Annotated in this window: 30 protein-coding genes; 11 read left to right on the top strand and 19 right to left on the bottom strand. The window is 69.6% G+C overall.

Annotated elements, in window-relative coordinates; translation table 11 throughout:
- Positions 1 to 3: 3 nt before the first annotated feature.
- The 12 genes from AC069K_RS12170 to AC069K_RS12115 all read right to left on the bottom strand — a co-directional run bounded on the left by AC069K_RS12170 (position 4) and on the right by AC069K_RS12115 (position 8,906).
- Positions 4 to 849: a bifunctional DNA primase/polymerase gene (locus AC069K_RS12170; protein ID WP_478614974.1), complete on the bottom strand. Its 846-nt coding sequence runs from the start codon at positions 847 to 849 to the stop codon at positions 4 to 6.
- Positions 846 to 1,475 carry a DNA cytosine methyltransferase gene (locus tag AC069K_RS12165; protein WP_478614971.1) on the bottom strand — a complete coding sequence of 210 codons (630 nt, stop codon included), beginning with the start codon at positions 1,473 to 1,475 and terminating at the stop codon, positions 846 to 848. Before AC069K_RS12165 ends, AC069K_RS12170 begins: the two co-directional genes overlap by 4 nt.
- Entirely contained in the window at positions 1,472 to 2,194 is a 723-nt protein-coding gene (locus AC069K_RS12160) for a class I SAM-dependent methyltransferase (RefSeq protein WP_478614968.1), read from the bottom strand. The genes AC069K_RS12165 and AC069K_RS12160 overlap by 4 nt, the downstream gene beginning before the upstream one ends.
- Positions 2,195 to 2,284: 90 nt before the next feature.
- A complete protein-coding gene (locus tag AC069K_RS12155) occupies positions 2,285 to 2,746 on the bottom strand; it encodes a hypothetical protein (protein WP_478614965.1) in 462 nt (153 codons plus the stop codon).
- A 20-nt stretch (positions 2,747 to 2,766) separates the two neighbouring features.
- Positions 2,767 to 2,961 (bottom strand): hypothetical protein, encoded by a 195-nt coding sequence (locus tag AC069K_RS12150; protein WP_478614962.1) that lies wholly within the window; start codon positions 2,959 to 2,961, stop codon positions 2,767 to 2,769.
- A 16-nt stretch (positions 2,962 to 2,977) separates the two neighbouring features.
- Positions 2,978 to 3,229, bottom strand: a complete 252-nt coding sequence (locus AC069K_RS12145; protein ID WP_478614959.1) for a hypothetical protein — start codon at positions 3,227 to 3,229, stop codon at positions 2,978 to 2,980.
- 142 nt (positions 3,230 to 3,371) lie between these two features.
- A complete protein-coding gene (locus tag AC069K_RS12140) occupies positions 3,372 to 5,600 on the bottom strand; it encodes a cell division protein FtsK (RefSeq protein ID WP_478614956.1) in 2,229 nt (742 codons plus the stop codon).
- A 183-nt stretch (positions 5,601 to 5,783) separates the two neighbouring features.
- Complete coding sequence (locus tag AC069K_RS12135; protein WP_478614953.1) at positions 5,784 to 6,164, bottom strand: RRQRL motif-containing zinc-binding protein; 381 nt, start codon at positions 6,162 to 6,164, stop codon at positions 5,784 to 5,786.
- Complete coding sequence (locus AC069K_RS12130) at positions 6,164 to 7,273, bottom strand: conjugal transfer protein (protein WP_478614950.1); 1,110 nt, start codon at positions 7,271 to 7,273, stop codon at positions 6,164 to 6,166. The genes AC069K_RS12135 and AC069K_RS12130 overlap by 1 nt, the downstream gene beginning before the upstream one ends.
- Positions 7,270 to 7,560, bottom strand: a complete 291-nt coding sequence (locus tag AC069K_RS12125) for a hypothetical protein (protein WP_478615234.1) — start codon at positions 7,558 to 7,560, stop codon at positions 7,270 to 7,272. Before AC069K_RS12125 ends, AC069K_RS12130 begins: the two co-directional genes overlap by 4 nt.
- 109 nt (positions 7,561 to 7,669) lie before the next feature.
- Positions 7,670 to 8,056 carry a RapZ C-terminal domain-containing protein gene (locus AC069K_RS12120; protein ID WP_478614947.1) on the bottom strand — a complete coding sequence of 129 codons (387 nt, stop codon included), beginning with the start codon at positions 8,054 to 8,056 and terminating at the stop codon, positions 7,670 to 7,672.
- Positions 8,057 to 8,093: 37 nt separating this feature from the next.
- Positions 8,094 to 8,906 (bottom strand): DUF4097 family beta strand repeat-containing protein, encoded by an 813-nt coding sequence (locus tag AC069K_RS12115; protein WP_478614944.1) that lies wholly within the window; start codon positions 8,904 to 8,906, stop codon positions 8,094 to 8,096.
- Between the two features lie 494 nt (positions 8,907 to 9,400).
- Between AC069K_RS12115 and AC069K_RS12110 the strand changes: the two genes are divergently transcribed.
- Together AC069K_RS12110 and AC069K_RS12105 are read left to right on the top strand one after the other, a co-directional pair.
- On the top strand, positions 9,401 to 10,168 hold the full coding sequence (locus tag AC069K_RS12110) for a helix-turn-helix domain-containing protein (RefSeq protein WP_478615231.1): 768 nt from the start codon (positions 9,401 to 9,403) through the stop codon (positions 10,166 to 10,168).
- Positions 10,168 to 10,641, top strand: a complete 474-nt coding sequence (locus AC069K_RS12105) for an NUDIX domain-containing protein (protein ID WP_478614941.1) — start codon at positions 10,168 to 10,170, stop codon at positions 10,639 to 10,641. Before AC069K_RS12110 ends, AC069K_RS12105 begins: the two co-directional genes overlap by 1 nt.
- Here AC069K_RS12105 and AC069K_RS12100 read toward each other — a convergent pair.
- From AC069K_RS12100 to AC069K_RS12085, 4 genes are all read right to left on the bottom strand, one after another.
- A complete protein-coding gene (locus tag AC069K_RS12100) occupies positions 10,629 to 11,198 on the bottom strand; it encodes an HD domain-containing protein (RefSeq protein ID WP_478614938.1) in 570 nt (189 codons plus the stop codon). The two genes, AC069K_RS12105 and AC069K_RS12100, sit on opposite strands and share 13 nt — an antisense overlap.
- A gap of 11 nt (positions 11,199 to 11,209) precedes the next feature.
- Positions 11,210 to 11,656, bottom strand: a complete 447-nt coding sequence (locus AC069K_RS12095) for a GntR family transcriptional regulator (RefSeq protein ID WP_478614936.1) — start codon at positions 11,654 to 11,656, stop codon at positions 11,210 to 11,212.
- A 96-nt stretch (positions 11,657 to 11,752) separates the two neighbouring features.
- Positions 11,753 to 12,691 (bottom strand): hypothetical protein, encoded by a 939-nt coding sequence (locus tag AC069K_RS12090; protein WP_478614933.1) that lies wholly within the window; start codon positions 12,689 to 12,691, stop codon positions 11,753 to 11,755.
- On the bottom strand, positions 12,688 to 13,053 hold the full coding sequence (locus AC069K_RS12085) for a DarT ssDNA thymidine ADP-ribosyltransferase family protein (protein WP_478614930.1): 366 nt from the start codon (positions 13,051 to 13,053) through the stop codon (positions 12,688 to 12,690). The genes AC069K_RS12090 and AC069K_RS12085 overlap by 4 nt, the downstream gene beginning before the upstream one ends.
- A gap of 196 nt (positions 13,054 to 13,249) precedes the next feature.
- On the opposite strand from AC069K_RS12085, the gene AC069K_RS12080 reads away from it, so the two are divergent.
- Together AC069K_RS12080 and AC069K_RS12075 are read left to right on the top strand one after the other, a co-directional pair.
- Complete coding sequence (locus tag AC069K_RS12080) at positions 13,250 to 13,873, top strand: FtsB/FtsL family cell division protein (RefSeq protein WP_478614927.1); 624 nt, start codon at positions 13,250 to 13,252, stop codon at positions 13,871 to 13,873.
- Between the two features lie 698 nt (positions 13,874 to 14,571).
- Positions 14,572 to 15,372 carry an HNH endonuclease gene (locus tag AC069K_RS12075; RefSeq protein WP_478614924.1) on the top strand — a complete coding sequence of 267 codons (801 nt, stop codon included), beginning with the start codon at positions 14,572 to 14,574 and terminating at the stop codon, positions 15,370 to 15,372.
- A gap of 469 nt (positions 15,373 to 15,841) precedes the next feature.
- Here the strand turns inward: AC069K_RS12075 and AC069K_RS12070 are convergent, their stop codons facing one another.
- Positions 15,842 to 16,237 carry an ANTAR domain-containing protein gene (locus AC069K_RS12070; RefSeq protein ID WP_478614922.1) on the bottom strand — a complete coding sequence of 132 codons (396 nt, stop codon included), beginning with the start codon at positions 16,235 to 16,237 and terminating at the stop codon, positions 15,842 to 15,844.
- Between the two features lie 429 nt (positions 16,238 to 16,666).
- On the opposite strand from AC069K_RS12070, the gene AC069K_RS12065 reads away from it, so the two are divergent.
- From AC069K_RS12065 to AC069K_RS12045, 5 genes are all read left to right on the top strand, one after another.
- On the top strand, positions 16,667 to 17,410 hold the full coding sequence (locus AC069K_RS12065) for a GAF and ANTAR domain-containing protein (protein ID WP_365100485.1): 744 nt from the start codon (positions 16,667 to 16,669) through the stop codon (positions 17,408 to 17,410).
- Positions 17,411 to 17,486: 76 nt separating this feature from the next.
- A complete protein-coding gene (locus AC069K_RS12060; RefSeq protein WP_478614919.1) occupies positions 17,487 to 18,200 on the top strand; it encodes an ANTAR domain-containing protein in 714 nt (237 codons plus the stop codon).
- Positions 18,201 to 18,336: 136 nt separating this feature from the next.
- Entirely contained in the window at positions 18,337 to 18,702 is a 366-nt protein-coding gene (locus tag AC069K_RS12055; RefSeq protein WP_365100489.1) for an STAS domain-containing protein, read from the top strand.
- Between the two features lie 256 nt (positions 18,703 to 18,958).
- Positions 18,959 to 19,522 (top strand): DUF5994 family protein, encoded by a 564-nt coding sequence (locus AC069K_RS12050; RefSeq protein ID WP_478614915.1) that lies wholly within the window; start codon positions 18,959 to 18,961, stop codon positions 19,520 to 19,522.
- A gap of 328 nt (positions 19,523 to 19,850) precedes the next feature.
- The gene (locus AC069K_RS12045; protein ID WP_478614913.1) at positions 19,851 to 20,867 is read left to right on the top strand and encodes an acyl-CoA desaturase; all 1,017 of its coding nucleotides are present in this window, start codon (positions 19,851 to 19,853) and stop codon (positions 20,865 to 20,867) included.
- Positions 20,868 to 20,885: 18 nt separating this feature from the next.
- Here the strand turns inward: AC069K_RS12045 and AC069K_RS12040 are convergent, their stop codons facing one another.
- Positions 20,886 to 21,113, bottom strand: coding sequence for a hypothetical protein (locus AC069K_RS12040; RefSeq protein ID WP_358833689.1), 228 nt, complete (start codon positions 21,111 to 21,113; stop codon positions 20,886 to 20,888).
- A gap of 30 nt (positions 21,114 to 21,143) precedes the next feature.
- On the opposite strand from AC069K_RS12040, the gene AC069K_RS12035 reads away from it, so the two are divergent.
- A complete protein-coding gene (locus AC069K_RS12035; RefSeq protein WP_478614909.1) occupies positions 21,144 to 21,317 on the top strand; it encodes a hypothetical protein in 174 nt (57 codons plus the stop codon).
- A gap of 61 nt (positions 21,318 to 21,378) precedes the next feature.
- On the opposite strand, the gene AC069K_RS12030 is transcribed toward AC069K_RS12035, so the two are convergent.
- Positions 21,379 to 23,232, bottom strand: a complete 1,854-nt coding sequence (locus AC069K_RS12030; protein ID WP_478614906.1) for a S8 family serine peptidase — start codon at positions 23,230 to 23,232, stop codon at positions 21,379 to 21,381.
- Positions 23,233 to 23,600: 368 nt separating this feature from the next.
- On the opposite strand from AC069K_RS12030, the gene AC069K_RS12025 reads away from it, so the two are divergent.
- On the top strand, positions 23,601 to 24,302 hold the full coding sequence (locus AC069K_RS12025) for a TetR/AcrR family transcriptional regulator (protein WP_478614903.1): 702 nt from the start codon (positions 23,601 to 23,603) through the stop codon (positions 24,300 to 24,302).
- Positions 24,303 to 24,326 lie beyond the last annotated feature (24 nt).

Genomic DNA, 24,326 nt, shown 5'->3' with positions numbered 1-24,326 from the left:
TGCTCACATCCCCAGGGCCGTGCGGGCGTTGGCCCACGCGTCGGCGCAGTGCCGGGCCGTCTCGCCCTTGGTCTGAGCGGCGGCGAACAGCCGGGCGACGTGCACGTCAGTCAGGCACCCGCACCGGCCGTGCCGGGAGAGCACCGCCAGGAACGTGGCGTACACCGTGGCGTGCACACCGGCGGACGCGCCGATGATCCGCTGCTCCGCCATCTCCAAGCCCCGGCGGAGGTACGCGGGGGTCCGGTGCGGGCACATCCCGCCGGAAGACCGCACGGCCACGCCGACGCCGGGCGGCGAGGGCCGGTGCACGGCCGCTTTCACGGCCAGCGAGCGGACCACGTCCGGCAGCGCCACGAGCGGACCGGAGCCGGGGCCGAGCCAGCGGGCGTAGGCCATGGTCGACTTGATGTCGACGCCGGGCCGGACCGCGTTGGCCGAAGCCATGGTGCCCCGGTAGATCCAGTGCTCGCCCCGCGTCGTCGACACCGCGCGGGTGGCTGGCAGGGTCTTGTGGGCCCATGCGACGGCCGCCGCGTTGTCCAAGTCGACCACTGTCAGCCCGGCCCCGCCGGGGTGGTAGGCGACGGCTGCCGCCTCACGCCAGACCGGTGCCCACATGGGCGAGGTGAGGACGCGCGGGTTGGTGGTTGCGGCGGCCCACGCGTGGCAGGGAGCGGGGCACTGGCAGGGGCCCGCGTTCTTCATGTTGGGTCGGCCGCCGCATGCGCTGTTCTTGCAGGAAGGGCAGTTGCCGAACGGCACCTTGCCCGCGCGCAGAGGTAGAACCGGGACGCCGGCCGCCGCGAGGGCGAGGGCGACCCGCAGAGCTTCGGGCGTCGCATTCATGCCGCCGCCCTCCCTTCCAGAGCGAGGAACTGGGTAGCGATCCACTCGGTGTAGGCGGGGGGCACGGCCTGGCGGGCTTCGATGTTGCTCATCCAGGTGCAGCCCATCGCGTCGGCGTAGGCGCGCTCGCCTTTGTGCTCGAACGCCAGCAGGCCCTTGTGGTGCCAGCAGGGCGCAACCAGGTCCCCGCCGCCGCCCCACGACGTCTCGAAGGCCCGGTGGCGGCGGACGCTTAGGCCGAACTGAGTCCCGCACAGCAGGTAGTGCGGCCTCAGCGGCGCTTCGGGCACGTTCTCGATGACCCAGGGCAGCCCGGCGGCTTCCAGCCGTGCGCGGCCGGGGGTGAGCAGGTCGGGGTGGTCCGCACGGCTTCCGCGCCAGGCGGTGACCCGGGCGAAGTGCTGGCAGGGCCACGACGCGTGGACCAGGTCGAAGCCGTCGAGGGGGAAGTTGAGGGCGTCAGCCTGGTGGAAGGTGAAGGGGTAGTTCGGCTGCGGGCGGTTGTCGACGCCCACGACGTCGAACCCGGCGAGGTAGTAACCCATCGACAGGCCCCCCGCTCCGCAGCACAGATCCAGCACCCGCAGCCCGTTCGGGCGCCGCAAAGGCAGCACACGCGCGTTCACGCCGCCACCCCCAGGGCAAGAACGGGGTGGGCCAGCGCCGCACGGCCGATCCACTCGGTGTAGGCGGGCGGGACGCATTCGCGGATGCCGTCGCGGTTCATCCAGGGGACCCCCAGCACCCGCCGGGCGAGGGCAACGCCGGAGAAGTTCCCGACGAACTGCCCGTAGTGGCCGGGCGGGACGGGGCGGCCCATCTTGGCCTGCGGCACCAGGTGCGCCGGGTGCGCCGGCTGGGCGAGGGTGAAGCCGCCGCCCGGCTCGAAGAACCGGTGACGGTAGTTCTCCAGCCCGAACATGGTGCCGCACAGCGCCACCGGGCCGTTCAGCTTCGGCACCGCACCCCGTACGTTCTCGATTACCCACGGCCGCCCCGTCGACTCCAGTGCGGTGCGGGTGGGCGCAATCAGGTCCGGGTGGGCGTTGCCCTGGATGCGCTGGCACTCGCTGTCGTGCTGGCACGGCGGGGACGCGTGGATGAAGTCGAACCTGACGCCGTGCTCCAGGACGAACGCGACCGCATCGGCCTGTACGAAGGTGAAGGGGTAGCGCGGCTGCGGGGTGATGTCGACGCCGGTGACGTCGAACCCGGCGTCGGCGTAGCCCTTGGCCGCGCCGCCCTGGCAGCAGTACAGATCCAGCAGGCGCGGACGGGGCAGCACCCGCCGCGTTCGGGTGGCAGGGGCTAAGGGGCCCTCGCTGAAAGCACGCAGTTGGGTCATGCTGTAGGTCTCCTGTTCTGCAACGTCGGGATCGGAGACCGTGGGCGGCGGGCTGTCCTTGTCCGGGAGTGCCACCGCCCACGGGCACAGCTAGCCGTGGAAGTGGTTGCGCTTGAACACGGCCTTGCGGATGTGGAAGGTGTTGCCTCCGCCGCCAGCGCTGAAGACCTGCACGGCGGTCCAGCCGCCGAAGATGACGGCCGCCAGGATGATCAGCTGTGTGATGAACGCGGTCAGGGCAGCGATGAACGACGTCAGCAGCAGCAGTCCGCCGCACACGGCGAGGAAGCCGACGCCCCCGAGCGCGACGTTCACCGCCGCCCGCGAGACGGCCGGCTTGGCGACGACCGGTTCGGGCTTGGCAGGCTCAATGGCATAGCCGGTCACGACGCGGCCGTCCGGCAGGACGACGCTCGCCACGGCCGGGACGGTGCCCGGCTGCACAGGCACGAGCGGCGCCGTGTGGGCGGGTGTGAGCGGGGCGGGGGTGTGGACGTGCACGGGCGCCGTCTCACGTGCGCTCGGACGGCCGTACGTCGTGGGTTCGTTCATGGTGCTGGTCTCCCTTCCGGTCAGCGGCTGATGCCGGGCATGGCGTCGGTGAAGGCGGTGACGAGCTGGTTGACGGTGTCGGCCGCGCTGGTGTGGGCGAGGTAGAAGCCGAAGAGCGCGACGGCGACGGCCGCGCCGGCGCCGACGGCCTTGAACCGCAGAAGCAGCACGACGGCGACGGCGAGCAGCAGAACGAGCGGGACGGTGAGGGTCACGGGGTCTCCCGGCGGGTCAGCGGGTGCCAGCGCGGTAGGTGCGCGCGGCGCGGTTGTAGATCCAGCGGCCGACGCGTATGCGCTTGCCGGTGGCGTGGCAGCGGCGGCAGTGCTTGCCGCGCTTGAGGTGTCCCTTGCGGTCGGTCTTGAGGGCGTAGCCCATGCCGGAGCACTTGCGGCAGTCGCCGAACGGGCTCAGCCAGCACGTGGCGCCGTAACCGAGCGTGACGATGAGTAGGCAGGCGATAGCGAGCAGAGGGAAGCTCATCAGGGAGCCTCTCAGGGAGGGTTTGGAGGGTTTCCGCAGGTGGGCCGCTAGCCGCTAGCGACCTGATCAGACGTGGTTTAGGTCGCTAGCAGGGTCGCTAGCGCTAGCAACGGTCACCGCTAGCGCTAGCGACCCTCCGGGGCTATCCGGCGTCGCGCTTTTCGTTGCGCTGAGTAATCGCGGCGGCGAGGTCTTCACGCTTGATGCCGCGCTTATTGACCGTCTTGCCGTCGATGCGGCGGCCGATCTGCTCGGTGGCCACGCCGAACGGCTTGAGCGCGGCGGTGAGCGCTTCGGCCTTGGGCTTGGGCTCAAGTTCCGCCCACGGCCCGTAGGTCTCGGGGCGCAGGGTGGCGAGGCGGTCGACGATGGTCTCGGACCAAATCTTGGTCTCGCCCTTGCCGAGTACGGCCGCGACGTCGTCCAGGATCGTCGCGGACACCTCCGGCGCCGGAGCCTGGCCGGCCGCGTCGCCCGACAGGGTCCCTTCGGCCTCGCGCAGCGCGGCAGCCCGGGTCAGGATGCGTTCCGCATCGCGGCCATCAGCGAGATAGGTGCGCACAATCCCGGAGTCGTCCGACATGCCCTTGAGCAGGCCAACACCCTTGTGGGACTTCAGCAGCTTGGACGCGTCCAATCCCTCCGAGTACGAGCCCGCACCGAGGATGACATCGGAGACCTGGTAGGCGCCGACCCGCAGGGCGAACCGGGCCTGGTGCTGGTCGCGCAGCTCCGAGGGGCACGCCTTGTCGTCCGGCTTCTGCGTGGACGTCATGACGCTGACGCCGACGGCCGGGGCGACCCGGGCGAGGTAGACCATCAGGGACAGGATTTCCTTGCCGTGCTCGGGGTGGGTCAGGTACTCCTGCACCTCGTCCACCACAAACAGGATCAGGGGCATGTTCAGCTTCTTGTCCCGGCTGATCTCCGGGGTGAGCTTGCCCTCCGGGCAGATGTGCAACGGCAGTTCGGAGAGCCGGTGGTAGCGGTCTTCGACGTCCGCCTTCAGCTCACGCAGCGAGGTCAGCAGGTGCACCACCGGGTCGAACCCGTTCTTGGGCACGATGCCAAACCCGATGCGGTGCGCGACCAGCGCAAACTTGCGCCAGTCCGGCGACGCCTTCCCGTCGAACACGTACAGCCTCACGTACGGGTCCAGCGCGGCGGCCAGCGCAATCGTGCGGGCAGAGAACGTCTTGCCCTGACGCGGCACCGCACCGACCAGCAGCGACAGCCACAGCATCGTGGCCATGACCGGGTTGCCTCGCTCGTCCACGCCCCACGGGAACGGCTTCCAGAAGTCCACCCGCGTCGCCCCCAACAGCGGCGACTTGCCCGACGGCACGGCGAGCGGGTCACGGTCGGCGATCCAGTACGACACCCGCCGCCCGCTCGTCTCGTCCTTGTCGAGGAAGAGCTGAGTGGGCGCGATGTCCATGCCGGAGGCGAGGCGGGCATGAGCCTTCATCGCGTCCTCGAACGTCTTGCCGTACGGCAGGTCGACCACGACGCGCCAGCCGTCGCCGTCCCGGCCGATCGGGCGCGGGAAGCCGATCGTCTGGTCCTTGCTGGTCAGCCCCGCTACCTCGTGCGCGCGGATGACGATGTCCGAGGACAGCTTGCGCTTGCGGAACGTCACCTTCGCCATGTCGATCAGGGGCCGGTCAGCCGGCGCCCCGACCGCACCGAGGGTGGTGGTCATCGCGGCCACGGCCAGCATGAGCAGCCACGACGGCGCCATCACGTACAGGGTCAGTGCGGCGGCCAGTCCGACGAACCCGGCGATGGCGGCGACGATGCCGCGCAGCCGGACACGGTCGTTGCGCTGGCGCGACAGCTTCAGATACTCCGCCGCGTCCTCGCTCGCCACGGCCGCGAGCCGCAGACCCTTGCCCTCCGCGTCGAACACCCACCGGCCGATCGCCGTCGACCACCGCCACGCGCCCCGCGGGGAGTACATGCAGATCTTCGGCGTGTAGACCAGGGGCAGGCGGATCGCGTGATAGCCGGCAACAGCGGAGTAGTGGCGCACCGCCCACTTGCGCACAGCCTTGCGCTGGTCGGGGAGTTTCACCCAGTCCGGCAGCACCGGCATCCGGGCCTTGTCCTTGGCCTCCATCCACTCCGCGACCGAGGGCGGGTAGATCTCGCGCGGCGGGTCGACCGGCGCGCCCTCGCTCAGGCCGTCGGCCTCCGGGTCGGCAGTGTCGGGGAGTTCGGCCTCCCACTCTCCCGGCTTCACGACACCGGCCGGCATAGCCGGGTCGGTGGGGTCAGTCTTCTTCTTCAGCGGGAACGGCAGTACCTCAGCCGTCAGCTCGTCCGTGCCCTGCGGGTCGTCGGTGGGCAGGAACTCGGGGTTCTCCGTCACGATGTACGCACTCCTTCGGGAGTCGAAGGGTCCGGTCGGCTTGCTGTGGAAGGTCGGGCGGCCGGACCCGGTGCAGAGATGATGAGAGCCGTACTCGGCAGTAAGGGGGGGACACCTTGTCCCCCCTGGTTGAGGGGGGACAGTTCGTCCCCCTGCGGAGGGTGAGGAACGGTTCCCGCGAGTTCACGAGGTGCGTTGTTCCTCGGGGTAGGCGCAGGTCGCGCACATGCCGAGCGAGGTCGGGATGACGTATCCGGCGTCCGTGCGGCAGGCCGGGCAAGTGCGCCGGGCCTGGTTGGCCTTGGCGAGCGCGGTGCGCTTGCCCGGCGTCATCGGGCGCACCGGCTTGGCCCGGTCGACGCGGTAGAGGTAGGCGACCAGGGGGCCGCGCCGGTAGCGCGGACGCAGTACCTGCGCCGCGACCGGCTGACCGCCCGGCCGCAGTCCCTGACTGCGGAGCTGACGGCGGGTGGCCAGACCGTCGGGGGCGTAGCGCCACGGGAAGGTGGGGACGCCGAAGCGGGCGCCGTTCGGGTCGTAGCATTTGCCGAACGCCACGGCCATCACGCGGCCTTGGCCCGCTCAGCGAGGAGCGTGTCCCTCAGCGTCCGGGCGCGCGCCGGCGAGGTGTGCAGGGTGCGGCGGATGCCCTCAGCGGTGATCTGCGCGTCCGGCCAGTCAGCGGTCGCGGTGTGTGCCTCAGCGAGCAACTGATCGGGCGTGCGCGTGGGGCGGGGCGATCGGGCCACGTCGGGAACCCGTCCGGTCGCCCGGCGGGGCCGGGGGCCATCGGCCGCCGCCACCGACCGCCGCTTGGTCGACTCGACCGGCCCCGGATCGAGCGGGGCGATGGCCGGTGCGGGCTTGTGCGGGAGAGTCGACTTCACGTGGTCGACCGCCACCGGATCGAGCACCGGCAGACGCGTCAGAGCAGCGGGGGCCGGGGTCGATTCCGGCCGGTCAGCCATAGACCGATTCCTCATGGTCTTGGCAGATTCCTCCGCCTTTGTGTCCAGTGTGGGGGTGGCGCTCGTGCCGCCGAACATCGAGATCAGTGCGGCATCCGCACCACTGGTGATCCGGTCGCGTTGGACTTCCAGCAGTCGCGATCCGAGCGCCGTGTCCCCGACCCCGACCCTGCGGGCCAGACGCCACGAGGCCCGATCGGAGCGCTTGCGGATCCGGTCGCTCGGGTGGTGGGCGGCCCGGGCACGGTGGTAGGCGAGGGCTTGCACGATGTCGGCTGTGCGCCGCTCGTTCTCCGCGTCCCGGCCGTCGGTGTGGACGACGATCCGGCGGGCGAGGAACGCCATGCCCTCCGCCGACACGGACATGCCCATGGGAGTCAGGGCGTAGATCACGGTGCGTCCCGGGTCCGGCGCGGCCATGGCGCCCATGACGGCGGCGGCCGTCGGCAGCGCCCACAGGCCGGTCCGCACGACGCGCGGGGAGGACTGTCCCAGCATGGTCAGCCCTAACAGGACCAGGGCGAGGACGGCGGTTGCGCCCTCACCGGCGCCGAGGGCACCGAGCGCGGTCCCGGTGCCGTAGGCGTGCCCGATGTTGCTGTACGTGCCGATACCGCCGATCACACCCGTGCCCAGCATCGGGACGAACGCAGCGGCCAGGACACCGGTCTGAAGCCGGGTCAGCGGGTTGCGGGGCGCGTTCATGCCGCTTCCCCCGCCCCGGGCTGGTACTCGCGGGCGGCACGCAGGAACGGCACCGTGCGGGTCAGTGCGTCGGCGTACAGGGCGTCCCAACCGGCGATCTCGTCACCGGCCTCCGCCTCCGCCCGCAGGTCGGCCAGGACGTCACGGGCCGCATCCTCCCGGGCGGCACGCTCGCGGTGCGTCTCGGGCTTCAGCGGGCCCCTGAACAGGTCGATGTCGATGCCGAGCGCCAGTTCCGCGAACTCGGTGTCGCCGTGCGCTTCCTGGCCGGCGACGAAGCTGCGCATACGCATGGCAGAGCTCTCCTTGGATACGTCGGGAAGGGCGCGGGGCGGTCGGCTGTCCTGTCCGGGAGTGCGACCGCCCCGCGAAGGGGTGATGTGTGGGGGTGGGCGCCTAGCGCTCGACGACGGGCTTGTCCAGGTCGCGATGCTGCACCCGCACCGTCAGCCCGGCCGCCCGCAGATGCACGGCGAGGTGATCGGCGAAGGTCGGGGCGCGGTGGCGACCGCCGGCGCACCCGTTGGCGACGACGACCGGTCCGGCACTCGGGCCGGACCGGAACGCGCAGACCGCCCGCACGGTTGCTGTGATCAGCTCCGGGATGCCGGGGGTGTTCATCACCGCGGCACGCACCGGGGCGTCGTGCGCGGTCATGTAGCGCAATTCCGGCGACACGTGCGGGTCGCGGAAGTGGTGGCGCAGGTCGATGGTCAGGTGCGCGGCCGACGGCTCCCCGTGCAGGTAGCCAAACGAGACGATCTCAACGTCAAAGTCGGGCACGACTACTCCTGTCGCAGGTCAGGCGGGGCGGCAAGGGCTAGCTGATCTGTACGTGCCCGCTGGTCACCCGGCGGCGGACGTTCAGGTGACCGGCACCGGTGACGCGGACACTGCCGGAAGTGGCGTTCACGGTCAGACGGCCGCTGGACTGCGCGGTCGCGGCCATGCGGACGCTGCCTGAGGTGAGGTTCAAGCGGGCGTGGTGCCCGCTGTAGGCGCCGACCTTGACGCTGCCGGACGTCAGGTTCACGTCCAGCGGGCCGCCCACCTCGCCGACGATGACGCTGCCGCTGGTCAGCGAGGCTTCCAGATCACCGACGCACTCAGCGGTCAGCATTCCGGAGGTGCCGTCGTACTCCAGCCTGGCCAGCGCACCCGTGACGACGGTGTTCGCGCTGTGCGTGCTGATCGCGGCCACCGACTGTGCGGGCAGATGAACAACAGCACTGATCCGCGTCACCGCGCCCCCGGCCGGGCCGGTCGCGGTGACCTCACGGCCGTTGATGAAGACCTTGCCGCCACCGTGGCCGGTGATGTGGACGTTGCCGTTCACGATCTGCACGCCGTTCCCACCGGAGAACGTCATGGTGTTGCCGCCCACGCGAACGGTGGTGGTGCCGCCCGTGCCGCCTGCGACGTCCGGGACGCGGACCCGAAGGTTCTGCCCGGTGAGGCTGACGATGGTGTCGCGGATCGCGTCGGCCGACGGGCCGGAGGTGGCCTCTGTCGTCAGCACCATGCGCGCCTGCTTCAACTCCGGGTCGACGACGACGCGGATACTGCCGGTGGCCATCGTCAGATCCAGGGCGATCGGGCCGATGACGTCCACAGGAAGAATGCGCTCGGTCATGAAGAACTCCTGACTGCGTCGGGATAGAGACCGGGCGCGGCGGGCTGTCCTGTCCGGGAGTGCCGCCGCGTCGGGGGATGAGAGCGGACGCACCGTAAGCGGCGGTGCGTTGATGTGCCGTGGTACGTCGTCTCCTTCGGGAACACGAGCTCCCGTTTCAGGCGTATGGAGACGTGATCTTTCGATCTAAGCCCTCCGGTTGACTAGGGGTCCGGGTCCCTCGGCCCGCTCTGTCCCGGGCCCCTTGCCGTGCGCTCGGCCGCCCGCCGAAGCGGCCGACCGAGAGGAACATGTATTACGTGTTCCTCATCTTGCAGAGGGAGGTTCGCCCCGTCAAGCCCTTCGGCTGTTTGGATTCGCGCGCCCCTCGCGCTCGATGTACCTACAGAGTGGCGGCGCCGACGACGACGTTCGACTTCACGCCTGTACGGCTCAGGTCGTTCTTGGCTAGCGTGAAGTCGTACCAAGTCGTCCCGCACATGCGGAGGTTTGACGTGGCGAACGAGCGATTACGCGGCGCGATCGTCGACTTGGGCCTGACCCTTGATGAGGTAGGCGAACGTCTCGGAGTCTCGGCCAAGACGGTAGAGCGCTGGATCAACGACCCGGGGAGGAAGCCCTATCGACGCTTCCAGTACGCGACCGCCTCACTCCTGAAGTGCGAAGTGTCGTACCTCTGGCCGGACGAACGAACGTCGGCCGAGGTAACCGCCACCGGCAACGCCGAGTTGGTCAGGCTGTATCCGCACCGGTCCGTAGTGATGCAGACCCTTTGGACGAACCTGTACTCCAAGGCCACCCGGCAGTTTGACCTACTGGTGTACTCGGGGTTCTGGCTCACCGAGGACGCGACGTTTCACCGCATCGTGAAGGAGAAGGCGGCCGACGGAGTACCCATCCGCTTCATGCTGGGAGAACCCGACTCGCCGGCTGTGGCTGTGAGGGGCGAGGACGAAGGGATCGGTGCCGCGATGGCGGGCAAGATTCGCAACGCCCTCATCAACTACGCCCCGCTCTTCGGGCTCCCAGGCGTCGAGTTCCGCTTGCACGGCACCACGCTCTACAACTCGATCTACCGGGCCGACGACGAGATGCTGGCGAACGGTCACCTCTACGGGGTCGGCGCCTACATGGCGCCCGTGCTCCACCTGCGGCGCGTCCCCGGCGGTGAACTCTTCGACGCCTACGCTGAGAGCGTCGAGAAAGTCTGGCAGGCGGCCCGTCCGGTCTCGTCACCTACTGGTTGGGAAGGCACACGCTGATGAGCCGGATTGACTACTTCCGTGACCCGCACGCTCCTACCGCCAACTCGGTTGTCCCGTCGGTGACCGCCGTTGTCCAGGACGAGGCGGGACGGCTGTTGCTCATCCACAAGACCGACAACCACCTTTGGGCCCTGCCCGGTGGTGGGCACGACATCGGCGAGCGCATCGCTGACACGGTCGTTCGTGAGGTACGGGAAGAGACCGGTATCGATGTTGAGGTAGACAACATCGTCGGGCTCTACACCGACCCCGACCACGTGTTGGCGTACGACGACGGCGAGGTCCGGCAACAGTTCTCCATCTGCTTCCGGGCACACCCAATCGGCGGTTCGCTACGCACAAGTAGCGAGTCGAAAGAGGTCCGCTGGGTTGATCCGGCGGACCTTGACGGACTCGACATCCACCCATCGATGATGCTGCGCATCAGGCACGGCCTTGATGACGCGCGGCAAGAGCCCTACATCGGCTGACCGCCAACGGAGGCTTCCGCCATCCGATCCCCGACCCGCTTCGACGCTGCATGGATCTCGGGGGCCGCGCGCTGGATAAACCGTCCGACGATCGTGTCCAGGCCGTATCGCTGCACAATTTCATCTAGTCGCTCACGCGGCGTCGTCTGCGTCCCGTCCGGCGTTGTCGTCATGTCGCAGTAGAGCAAGGCGTCGACCAGGTCGGGACGCTCTAGCTCGAACTCGCCCTCAAGTTCCTGACGAAGTCCACGTTCCTCCGCTTCCAGCAAGGCACAGGAGTGATGCGCCACGAGACGAACAACCCGTTCGTCCGCGCCTTCCTGATCTCTGAGGAACCGCGCACCATCCAAGGGGTGGAAACCCGTGACCGCGATGGCCGGCGAGTAGCCGATGTCGTGAAGCACGGCCGCCGCTTCCAACACCTCCGCGTCGTTGCCCAGGATCGGGCTCAGGGAACGAGCGCGTTTGGCGACCCCGAGTGAGTGAGCCCACCGGCGCGGAAGCGGATCAGAAAGCAGCGATTCGGAGAGCGCGTACGCCCACTTTGTGAGTCCCATGACGGCCAAGGCTACGGCTGGCCGGTGGAAGCCTGGAGGGCAAGCACGGTCCGCCCCTTACCGTGCACGGTCGCCAGCAAGCCGTTTCCCTCCATCTGGGCAAGAACACGGCGCACGGCGGTCCGGGATGCTCCGAACCGCTCACACAGCTTTGCTTCGGACGGGTAGGCGTCCCCTACCGAGAGTGAGTCCTCTTTGAGCAGGTCCGTCATGCGCTCCGCGAGTGACCGCCGGTCACCTCCCCGAACCATGCGCCACCCGATCCCCGGGACGGACTCAACAACCCCGTCAGCTTCGAGAACCTTGAGTGCCCGACGGATCGTGTTCCGGGAGACACCGTGCGAGTCCATCAGATCGGCCTCTGATGGCAAGGTTTCCTTGCCGTGCTCCGCCTGAAGCTCACTTCGCAGCGTCTCCGCAATGACCAGGTAGGTTCCGCGCGGACTGGCCTCCGGCACTTCGGCTCCTCTCGCGTCGCTCCATCACTCGACGTCAAGGGTCGCACGGCCGGACTAGGCGAAGGGCAGCGCGCCACCGTGGGCAGGTGTCATCACCTACTGGGCATGCGCGATGCCGATCGCCCTGTAGACGAACGCCTTGCGCTCCTCCTCCATCTGCTGAAGGTCTCCACTCTGGTCCACACCGAAGTACTCCCCGAAGGCGCGCACGACCACCTCTACCGAGCCCAGAGCAACCATCACCGCAGCCATGACGGTGGCTGCCTCGCCCACGATCCCGTCCCCACCAGCCAAGTCCTTGGCACGCCCGATCGTCCACGGACGGCTGTGCGCTGCACCTGACGCCAGACGGTACGGCGTCGGCAACCAGGCTGGCATGACTGTGGCTGCGCGCTGAGTGATGTTGATGTCCATGGGCGCGTTTTCGCTGTCCAGGCTGTAGCCGATCAGCTTGCCCTGATTGTTGCGGCGCTCTGTGGCCTGGCACTTCTGCAAGCAGTCCTGCACGTACCTCATCATCTGACTGCTCTGCGCTTGGTCGTGCCCGTGAGCCTCGGCCTGCTTCTGCGCGTGCATGGCGTCAGTCATCCACATACCCGCAAGCCGGGCTAGGCGCCGGTTCAGCGGAGCCGTAGCGTCGAGCAGGTACTCACTGAAGAGCACACCTTCCATGACGACACGGCTCAGCGTGAGCGGAGACCACACCGGTGGCGGCTGCATCACAATGTCGTGCTCCAGCGCCCGCACGTGGTCCATCGCGTTGTCCTTCGTGAGGTTGGCGGTTTCGATGAGCATGCCCCGCAAGGCTGCTCGCTCGCTGCGCAGTGGCTCTTCGAGTGCCGAGATCTGAGCCTCCTCCCTGCGGAAGAGGGACGTCGTGTTCTGCTCGAACGCCTGGTTGTCCCTTACTCGCAGAGCGCCGTCAGCGAGTTCCCGGAACCGGGCCAGGATCTCCGCTGCCTCGCGCGCCAGCGCCTCGGTGATGGGGACGGTGAAGAGGCGCATCTCCTCACCCATGGGCACACGGTCGTTCATGCGCAGCATCGTAGGCGCCGACCGTCTCCGGCGCACCGATCTGCGAGTCCTGCATTCCTCACAGCTGCCACGCTGGCCGCCAAATAAATGACCGGATCTTGACCTGCGACAGGTCGGCACATTTCCGATGTAAATCGATCGAACATGGGGGATCGATAGCCGAAGCAGAAGGGCACGTAGTCCACCGGCGTGCCGCCGGGTCCGCAATTACCGACCGCGCTACGAAGGCACTGCTTGATTCCCGGCTTTCCGATATCGGTGCCGGTGATCCCGCATTGCGTGGCGGCACTCTCGCCTGTGTCGCGTAGATTTTGAACGTGGGTGATTTGATAAATTAGCCTGTTTGGTACCGAGTTTTCCACTGCTGCGACTTCTTTGGGCAACTGGTCGCCAAGGACGCAGGCAGCCTACTGCGTGCAGTGTACTTTGTGTCACAATCTGCAACAGGGTCATCGGGGGCCGCCCCGTATGAGCCTGAGCTATGGCCAGCAGTAACGCGCCACCATTCCGCGCGGTACTGCCCTGCACCGGCGGTCCGTTCAGCAGAAGGAGGAGCACATGTCCGAGGCGACACCCGAGGGATTTGCATTCGACGGACGAACACACGAGTGGAAAATGGGGAGGATGCCTGTAACCGAGGAAGATTGGGTTACGGAATATCGGCTGCGCGTGAAGAGCGAGGAAGGCTCCTTAAGCCTATGGGGAAGTCAACGCGATGAGATAGATAGCCTTACGCAGCAAATAGCCGACCTTACAAAAAAGAACCAGCAGCTCGCTTCCGAGCAAAAGCAGCCGATCTTTCATCTTGGCAAGCGCCCGGAGACTCCCGAAGAGATCGACGCAGAGGTTCGGCTCCGTGAGATCGAGCGGCGCTGGGAAGTGGAACTTGCAGATAGGAGACACCGGGCAGATCTTGCCTTCGATCAGTCCGGTCTCATTCGACGCGCAGAGAATGTTCGCGGCTGGGCGTTAGTTGCCGTTGTATTTGCGATCATCGCTTCTCCTTGGGTTGCCATGATCGCTGGAGTTGCAGCGGAGGACTTCAGTCTCTACGTCACCCCGGTCACAGGGATTGCTGGAGCCATCATCGGTTACTGGTTCGGCCAAGGGCAGCAGAACGAACTTCGTCCTCCGCCTATCGTCGACTCTCCGTCCCTTCCTCCCCGCACCGGGACGCAGTAGCAAGGGTTGCGCATGACCGGTCTCCCCGAACCGTGTTGCGTCCCGGGCTGGGTTTCGCGGGAACCCCTGGGCACAAAGCCTGTTGCCCGATATCAACAGGGGCGTACAAACTGGATACGGAGGCGGTACGTCCGGAGGGGCTGCTCAGTACCGTTCGTTGTCCTGGTCTTTGTCCAGTGCGTCGGCGGGCGCCCCCGTTCGCCGACGTACGCGCACTCCGTCTGACCTGTCGTTCGAACTCTCGTGAACGCCCCTGGACGGCCGCGCGGACAGTTGGAAAGCGTGTTGGGGGCAGCCCCTCACGAGTTCGAATCTCGCATCCTCCGCCAGCGCCCTACCGGACACGGAGCCGATGGCGTTGCCCTGTCACCCAAGTCACGCTCGCCGTGGTTTGACGATGCCCTGCGACGCGACAACGGCGGCCTCTGAGGCCCGGCCGGAGTGTTCGGGCGCCTCGTCGCGGGACGGTTGGCAACTGGAGAAGCAGGTTCCGGATCATCTCACGTACCCAACAACAGAAGCTCGGCGCGCTCTTCACGGCCGTCCGCGCAACCAGCGGCTTCGAGGTCGCGCCCGCAGACGGGTCTAACAGACGTGCTCCCGCAGCATGACAGCCAGGCAGAGGGGGCAGTGAGTCAGGCAGGAAGCCTTCAATCCGTATGCTGTGCAAGGCGCTTCACATCGAAGATAATCAGCATATGCCTGAAGAGATTACCGAGAACGACGAGTCCCGAGCGCCAGACGGCACCCCGTGGTGGGATCTCACCATCCAGCCCGGCACGAAGGCGAAGCGCTTCGGCCAGGAGAAGCGTCTCGCGGCCTGGCTGTGGTTCAACAAGAACGTTGGCGACACGTTCACGATGCGAGAACTGCGCGCTGCCCTGGGGCCGGATATCGCGGAGTCCGCGGAACACTTGAACCGACGCCTGCGCGAACTCCGCAAGTGCGACTGGAGCATTCCCTCCCAGCGCACCGACGGCACACTGGCGCAGGATGAGTACCGGCTCAAGGCCAAGGGCGGCCAGATCTGGCTTGTCGGCGAACGGGCAAAGTACAAGAAGTTCGCCCCCAGCGCTCGTATCCGCCGACTGGTCATGGACCAGGACGGCTCGCGGTGCAGGATCTGCGGGCTGGGCGCCGACGACACTTACCTTGAGGATGGTGAGCCGGTCCGGCTCACCATCGGTCATCTCGTTCCGCAGGAGCGGCTCAAGTCCCGAGGGGCCAGGGACGACCTCAATAACTGGCGTATCGAGTGCTCTCGCTGCAACGAGACAGTGCGTGATGAGATCCCCGATCCGGAGCAGCTGGACGAAGTCCTGGCGGGGCTCAAGCGGCTCTCGGCCAAGGAAGCAGGAGAGCTTCTCGACTGGATGCGCAAGGGAGAGCGTCCGCGGTCCCGGGTTGACCAAGCGTACGACCGCGCGCGCCGACTGGCTGGACCTGACCGTGAACGCGTGATCGGAAATCTGGCCGAGCGCCTCGGCGAGACGGGCTGACCAAGCCAAGGTCCCGTCGGCTCTCCATGGCTGGGAGAAAGTTGGGAGAAGATCTTCTCCCAACACCCGGCCGCGACGGAGCCAGACCAACTCAGACCAACGCCCTGACCTGCGCAGGTGCCTCGGGTCGGAGCTTGAGATGTGGCCCTGACCTCATTCGGGACGAAGAGGTCGTGGGTTCAAATCCCGCCACGCCGACAGCCGAAACACCAGGTCAGGCCCGGTACTGAGGAATCAGTACCGGGCCTGACGTGCGTGCGGGGGCCAATTGGCGTGCCGTTTGGGAGCCCTTTGGGTGCCGGCTTCGGGCATGGGGCCAAGGGCGGTTTCGGGGAGGCATCGGGCAGCGCGCCCGGGGGAAGCGTCCGGCAGGTGGCCGGCCGGCCGGCCAGGACGAAGACGCAGGCGGGGTCGGGCCACAGCTCCCGGTGCCGCCGTCGAGCTCGTCGCGGCCCCTCTCGGTTGCCCGTCACGGCGGGTCGGGCGCGTGCAGGCGCCGCAGCGCGTCGCGCAGCCCGCGTCGCATGGGGTCCGGGAACGCCTCGTCCTCCGCAGTGGCGACCAGCGCGGCCGCCACGTCCCGGAGCTTGACGTTGCAGTGCTGGGAGACGTCCACCAGCAGGCCCCAGGCGCGCTCGCCGGAGCACGGCGCCAGGGCCATCAGCATGCCGCGCGCCTGGTCGATCACCGCGCGACTGGTCAACGCACCGCGTAACTGCTCGTTCTCGACGCGCAGCTCACTGACTTCAACCGCCAGATCGCGCAGCTCCGCCACCGGTTCGGCGCACGGCGCCTGCCGGGCTTCGCGGCCTGTGGTCGCCTGCCGCATGGTCCGCCCCTCGCGGATGTCAGCTGTGCGGATCATGTCCGGCCCCGGTCAGCCGCCACAGAGAGTTCACGAAGCCCGGACCGAGAGAGGCGAGGGCGAGGACGGCGAGTAAGAGGGCCACGGTGGGCCTCCCGGCGCGAAGGGGCTCCCCCGCTCGACAGCGGTCACGAGGACGGAGAGCTGAGCTGCCGCCGAGGGCCAGGGCCGCGCTCAACAGCGTAGTACTGCCCGGTGGTTGTCGATAGGCGCCCGGCGTGGATGGCCGCTTGCCGCCCGCCCGAGGGCAGTGATGGGCCTGGCCCGGCGGGAAGACCCGGTACCGCCCCGGCCTGCGGCACCGCCGAAGGCCGACGGCAGTCCACAGGCGCCTGGCAAAGGCACACGAAAGGGAGAAGACTGGGTGGCGGCAGGGGACAACAGCCTGTGGGAAGGTGTCCCCGGATCACTAGCAGAGGTGGGTGGGGCATGCGTGAACTGCCGCGTGAGGAACAGCTGGCGGCCGCGTTCGTCGACCTCGCCGACACCCTGGTCCAGGACTTCGACGTCATCGGATTCCTGCACACGCTCGCCGATCACTGTGTGCACCTGTTGGATGTCGCTTCGGCCGGCGTCCTGCTCGCCACTCCCGCCGGTCAGCTGGTGGACGCGGCGGCCTCGGACGAGCGCACCCGCCGGCTCGAACTGGCCAGCATCGAGTGGGACGAGGGTCCCTGCCGGGACTGCTTCCGTACGAAGAAACCGGTCCCCGACGTGGCGCTGGCCACCCTGTCGGCCCGTATGCGGTGGCCCCGGTTCGCACCGCGGGCGACCGAGCTCGGCTTCACCTCGGTGGTCGCGGCGCCGCTCCGTCTGCACGACCAGGTGATCGGTTCCCTGAACCTGTTCAGGGACCGGCCCGGCCCCCTGGACGACTCCCAAGTGCGCCTGGCGCAGGCACTGGCCGATACCGCCACCATCGGCGTCCTGCAGCAGCGGGCGGTGAGCGAGCAGATGACCGTGACCGCACAACTCCAGGCCGCCCTGGACAGCCGCGTCATCATCGAACAGGCCAAGGGCTATCTGGCCAATCGCCGCGGCACCGGCGTCGAGGAGGCGTTCATCCTCATGCGCCGCTACGCACGCGACCACCAGACGCGGCTCACCGAGATCGCGCGCCAGGTGCTGCAGGGCACGGCCGACACGTCCCTTCTCGAGCGGCGCGACCGGTGAAGCTCCGGCCCATCGGCGCTGACCGGTGGGCCGGCCGCCGGACGGTCCGCTCCGCCCCCCGGAGGGGGTGGCGTCGGTGACGCATCCGGTGTTGGCCTACTACCTGCGCACCCTCAGCTCCCACACCGGCCCCGGCCTGGCACCGCTGCCGCTCGCGGCCTGCGCCGACATGCTCGGGCTCAGCGGGCTCGGCCTGCTCCTGTCCCCGGGCGGAGCCCCGGCCGAACTGGTGCAGTCCTTCGGAGAGCGCACCCTCGCGCTGGAGGACCTGCAACGGGTCCAGGGGCAGGGGCCGACGCTGGAGGCCGCGCGGCACGGGACACTGATACTCGTGCCCGACATTACTGACATGTCCCCCTTCGTCACGGATCGCTGGCCCGGTCTGCCGGGCGCCGTCGAGGAGCTCGGCGTACGCGCGGTGTTCTCCTTTCCGCTGCGCATCGGGGTCATCGCGCTCGGGGCGCTGACCGGACATCGCACGCGGCCCGGCGGGCTCTCCACGGACCAGCTCACCGACGCCTTCGGTCTGGCCGACACCATGGCCCAGATCATCATCGCCACCTCCGCCCACGCGGACCTGCCGCACGTTCCGCTGCTCGACGAGCCCGGTCTCCACTTCGCCGAGGTCCACCAGGCCACCGGCATGCTCGCCGACCAGCTGGACACCACCTGTGACCTCGCCCTGGTCAGACTGCGTGGCTACGCCTTCAGCCACGACACGCCGCTCCTGGACGTCGCCCGCGACGTACTGGCCCGTCGGCTCCGCATAGAGGACAACGGATCCGCATAGCAGCAAGGCGGGCACTCCCGCAGCCGCTCGGCACAACGCGTCGGCGGGCCGCCACAGCCCGCTACCTTGAAGGGCCGACCCAGATCCCGTTGGTCCTCAGTCCCCAGGGACAACCGCCTCCGGAACAAGGGTCGCCATGACCTCACCCCCTGCAAGCTCCTGCGTCAAGGAAATCCGGCTCCACGGTGCCTGCACCCTGGTGGTCCTGTGCGGCGAAATCGACATCCACACCGCCCCCGGCATCAGCTGGCACCTCGACGCCCTCACCCACGCCGGCGACACCGACCTGTTGATCGACCTGCGTCCGGTCGAGTTCATCGACGGCGCCGGTGTACGGCTGCTCAATCGCGCCCGAGCTCGAACCGGCGGCCGACACGGGCGCCTGCGGCTGATCTGCACCCGCCGCGCAACCCTGCACCTGCTCAACCACCCACGCCTGCGCCTCGACTTCGCCGTCCTGAGCGAACTGCCCGCCCCCACACCACCCGAGGCTGCGGCCTGACCGAAGCGAAGCCACGCCGGATTCCTCTCATGTGAGGCGGCGCGCACCACGCGTCCCCGGCCCCGCAACAGGGCGTGGCTGGGCCGCTGGGGCCGGGCAGTGGCGGTCGGGGCGCCGTGGTCGGGCAGTCGTGGTCGGGGCGGCCGCAGGAGTACGTTGGTGGTACCGAGAGGGACTCCTGACCGGCTTCCATGCCGGTTTCTCGCTCGGCCCATCGCACCGGGCCCGCACGACAGCCCGGGGACAGGTCGACACCATGACGGTGCTCACCACACGCCCCACACCTCCGGCCAGTCCCTCGGCCCACCCGCCGTTGCGGCTGTCCGTCAAACCCCCGGGACCGCGCACCGGGCTGCTCGACGGCGCCTGGTGGCCGCGTTCGCGCGACCTCACCGGCGAACTTCCCCTCCTGACCGCCTCGTTGGACCCGCGGTGGGGCCGCATCACGCGCGTCGCGGTCAACCCGGCCCATTGGCCCGACATTCCACGCAAGGTCCCCGTCCACGGCCATGTCGTGAAGGTGGGCTGGTTCCGCGCCGAGCAGGACCCGCACCAACTCCTGCTCCTCTCCTACCACGTAGGGCGCTGGGACCTGCTGATCATCCCGCCAGAGACCAGCCCGGAGTCGGCCGCGCGGCTGATGGCCGCCGCCTGCGATCCGCGGAACGTACGCGGTGGCAGCGCTCTGATCGCCGGTGAACGGGAGCGCCACCCCACGGCCACGGCGGGGCCGTCGGGCCGTACGCAGGCGGAAGCGTGGGAGGCGGATGGCGGCGCTCTCGCCGCCGCCGCAGCCGCCGGTACGGCCGGAGGGAGCTGACGGCGCGGGAATCCGCATCGCCGTACAGCCCGACGCCGCGCGGCGGGTGCCCGTGGCCCTCGGCCGGGGTCTCCGCCTGTGACGAACCCCGCAGCTATCCCCGGGCAGCACTGGGAGCGGCAGTCGGCTCCCACCTGACGGTGGAAACCCGTCCCACGCGGGTACCCGCCCCGATGCGCACCCCCGGCTCACCGAGAGCCGCTCACAGGCGCGGCGCCCCCGCATCGGCGAAACGGGCTGACCCCCGGGCCGCCCACCAGCGACTTCTGGCCCAAGACCCCGGCCGGCTCTTCCCAACCGAGCCCCGACCGACGTCAAGGAGCTCTGTATGTCGTCCAGTTCCACCCTCTCGACCCTTTCGCCCACTCCCGCCCCTGCGAGCCGGCGGGCTGCCTCGTCCCAGACGTACGACGGGAGCGCCCCCTTCCCCGCCGACGACCACCCCGCGCCGGCCCGCCACGGTGGCGCGCGGCTGTACGTGGCGGTCACCTCGGTGATCGTCATCCTGCCGTTCCTCGCGCTCGGCCTGTCGGCCTGGCTGCTGTGGGGACGTCTCATCCACCCCACCGACGTCCTGCTCGCCGTCACCCTGTACGTCGTCACCGGGCTGGGGGTCACGGTCGGCTTCCACCGCGGTCTGACCCACGGCGGGTACCGGGCCGCCCGTCCCGTGCGGATCGCGCTCGCGGTGGCCGGATCGATGAGCTTCCAGGGCGACGTCATCGGCTGGGTGGCCACGCACCGCCGCCACCACGCCTTCACCGACCGCCCCGGCGACCCGCATTCCCCCTACCGCTACGGCACGCATCTGCGCGGCCAGTTGCGCGGCCTGGTCCACTCCCACGTGGGCTGGCTGTTCCGCAACGACCCCACCCCCGCCGAGCGCTACGCACCCGATCTGCTCGCCGACCGCGACATCCGCGCCGTCTCACGGGCCTTCCCGTTGCTGTGCGTCCTCACCCTGGCCCTCCCCTTCGCCCTGGGCTGGGCGATCGGCGGAACCTGGCTCCACGCCCTGACCGCACTGCTGTGGGCCGGACTGGTCCGCATCGCCCTGCTCCACCACGTGACCTGGAGCGTGAACTCGCTGTGCCACATGATCGGTGAGCGCCCGTTCCGCACCCGTCGCCATGACCGGGCCACCAACCTGTGGCCGCTGGCCCTGCTCTCCTTCGGCGAGAGCTGGCACAACCTCCACCACGCCGACCCCACCAGCGCCCGCCACGGCGTCGACCGCGGGCAGCTCGACCCCTCCGCCGCCGTCATCCGCCTTCTCGAACGCCTCGGCTGGGTACACGACGTACGGTGGCCCACACCGGACCGCGTCGCCGCCCGCCGTACCTGATGGCCCCCGCCCCGCCTCCTACCGCACCGCCCGCGACGCCTCCACCTCGATTCCCTTCACCATCATCCGGTCGTCGTACGCCACCCGCACGAACTGGCCGTCGCGGAACGCGCTCAGGACGCGCTCGATCACGAACTGGCTCGGGTGCGGTAGGCGTACCTCGCGGCCGTTGACCATCAGGGTCATCGCCGCCTCGATCCCGGGGAACGCGGCGATCGGTGCCTGGACGGCGGTGGCGTACGCCACGGAGTACTGCGGTGAGGGTGGCGGTGGGGTTTGGGGCTGGGGTGGGGATGGTGGCTGTGCCTGGTCGTCCCCCTGCTGCTGTTGGAGCAGGGGCTGGAACGGGTGCTGGCGGCCCAGTTGATGCAGTTGGGCCAGCTGTTGTTGGAGGCGGTGTGGCGGTTCCGTTCCCGCGTCCTGGACCTGGGCCTGGCCGAGCTGGTGTGATCCGGTCATCTTCGTCTCCGCCTCCGCCTACTTCCGTTCGTCCCCGCCGCTCCCGCCCCTCTCAGCCCTCCCCCGTCACCCTCACCCCCACCACCTCCCCCTCATCCGTGTACCGCACCCGTACGACATGTCCGGCGCCCGCGAACGCCGTGTGGATCGCCAGGCGGATCTGTGGCTCGGGGGCGGGCAGTGTGCGCCAGGATCCGTTGACGTACAGGGCGAGTTGGCCCGGGGCGGGCAGGAGGTCGTCCCGGAAGCGTTCTGCCAGGCCCTCCGTGGTGCGGCGGGGGACCAGGTGGGACACGATCGCCCTCAGGTCCGGGCGGGTGCCGATGTGCTGGGAGGGCGGGCGGCCCGGTGCCTCCCGCTGGGGCGAGCCGGTGCGGCGCAGCAGCGCGCGCAGGGGCCCGGGCGCCAGTGGCGCGAGCCCCGCCGTGCGCAACATGCCCTGGAGCGAGGCCAGTACGCCCGCGACCTGCGCCGCCGCCGGTGACGTACCGGAGAACGCGTCCGTGTACCAGGCGTCCTCCGCCTGCCCGCCCTGGAGTTCGCCCGGCCGGTTCCAGAAGCCGCCCGCCGTGGTGACCTCGTGGCCCCAGCCCTGGGCGTCCACGCGCGTACCGAAGTTGGAGAAGCCCAGCCGGGAGCGGTCGGGGCCGTGGTCGCGGCCGTGGGTGCCCGGGGGCGGGGCGCCCGCGCCGACCATGATCGCGCCGGAGGGCGGGGCCGCCGGGTCGAACGGGTTGCGCCACCACGTCGGGAAGCCGTCCGGGCGTGACGCGTACAGCGCGTCGTCCAGGCTCTCCGCGCCGTTCCCGGCCGCCTCGACGACCACCACGCCGCGGGCCGTCGCGTACCGTACGGCCGCGAAGTCGTCGGGCCACCACTCCAGCGGGATGTGTCCGCGCTGGTCGTCGTCGGCCGCGTACCCGAAGCGCGGGCCCGGGCGGTGCAGCGGGACCAGCAGGATGTCGCCCGCCCCGAGGCGGTCGGCGGCGCAGGTGATCGCCCGGGCCGTGCCGATGCCGTGGATCGACGCGACCGCGAGGACGGCCTCCGGGACGATGCCCAGCGTGCCGCTGCCGCTGCGGCTGCCGCCGAGCACCCCGAGCACACCGGTGCCGTGGTTGCGCCAGGCCAGGTCCTCGACCGGGGTACCGGCGACCAGTCCGGCGACCTTCGGACCGAGGTCGCGGTGGCCGAGCTGCCACGCCGCCTCGACGTCGACGATGCTCACGCCCTCGCCGGAGCCGCCCGCCTGGAGCCACGCCCACGCCGCGTCCACCCCCTCGGGCGCGGGCCCCAGATAGCCCTGGCGCCCGCTGAAGTCGGGGGTGGCGGCCCCCTCCTTCTCGCGCCGCCCTTCGTCGGCGCGCTCGTCGGAACGTCCGTCGTCGTCCTCCTCCCTCCCGCCGAACGGCCCCGTCGCCGGGAGCGCGCTCGGCTTCACGTACGCCGTCTCGATTCCGGGGAGCCCCGCCAGCCGGCAGGCCAGCTCCTCCAGGCGGTCCTCACCGCCGCGGACGCGGTGGAAGAGCGTGAGGTCGGGTACGTCGGCGCCGTGCCGGGGGAGCAGCGCAAGCGCCTCCCGCACCCGTGCCTCACTGCCGAACAGCGGCTCCAGGGCCAGCTGTTGGTCCATCAGGAACATGTCCAGCGCCGGTGATCCCTGGGGCTCCCCGGGCTCCTTGGGCCTCTTGGGCTCCTCGGTGAACCCCCGGCCGCCGGCTGTAGGCCCCAGGCCGCTTCCGGTGAACCCCGAGCCGCTTCCGGCGGGCGCCGAGCCGCTTCCGGCGAGCTCCGGGAGGGCGACGACGATCAGCTCGCGCTCGACGGGGTGGTACGCGAAGCCCGCGCCCTCCGGACCGGGGTCCTGCGCCCCGGCCGGACCGGCCGCCCCGAGCGAGTCGCGCATGTTCGCCTCCCGTCCGTCGCGTCCTCGGTACGCGCTCCCCCGGGCGCCGCGGCCCTGCCGCCGGGGAGAACCCTGCTGCGGGGAGCGTGAGCTGTACAGGCCGCAAACGCGACAAAGGGCGGCACGCGCGGGACGCGACCGAAACGTGGGGGCCCGTCTCGGACACGACACGGCCCCCGAGTGGCGGGGCCGGTCCCGGACACCGGCCGGCCGGATAGGTACGGATCGGTTCCCGGACTCCCCGCCCTCGACGCCCTCGATGCCTCCGCCACCCTCGACTGGCCAGCCCGGCCACGCACTCCCAGGTCAGAACCCTTGTGGATACATTCGCGTATCCGATACGTTCCCGTATCCAAGAGGAGGACCTCATGGCCCCACCCACCCCACCCACCGCCTCGGCCCATCCGGCCCCGTCCCCGCCCGCCCCCAAGCGCGTCACCACCCGCCGCGCCCGCACCCGGCGGCGGCTGCTCGACTCCGCACTGGAGGTGTTCGCCGAGGAGGGGTTCGGCCGGTCCACCGTGGAGCAGGTCTGCGAGCGCGCCGGATACACCCGCGGCGCCTTCTACTCGAACTTCACCTCCCTCGACGAGCTGTTCCTCGCCATGTGGGAGGAGCGCTCGCAGCGGCTGCTCGCGGATGTGCGGGGCGTCCTGGCCGAGGTGTCGGCGGCAGCGCCCGAGGACGCCGTACGGGCCGCGCTGCGGGCCATCCCGGTCGACGACGCCTGGTACCGGGTCACCGCCGAGTTCACCGCGCACGCCCTGCGCAATCCGGCCCTGCGGCGGGTGATGGCCGCCCGGGAGCAGGCGATCCAGGACGCGGTGCTGCCGGTGGTCGTGGCGGCGCTCGGGCGCGCCGGGCGCCGGGTGACCGACGAGGACGCGCTCGGGCAGGCGCTCGTCGCCGTCCACGACGGCACCACCGTCCAGGTGCTGCTCGACCCCGCGAACGAGGCCGTCCGCGCCCGCCGCGAGGCCCTGTTCCTGCACGTCCTCCACGCCTACAGCACCGAAACCACCGAGAGCACCGAGAGCACCGAGAGCATCAAGAGCACCGCCACCCCGTAACCCCCTACCCCTTCAGGAGACCCC

The sequence above is a fragment of the Streptomyces sp. NPDC043908 genome, assembly GCF_056435525.1.
This window is presented reverse-complemented; position numbering and strand designations above follow the sequence as displayed.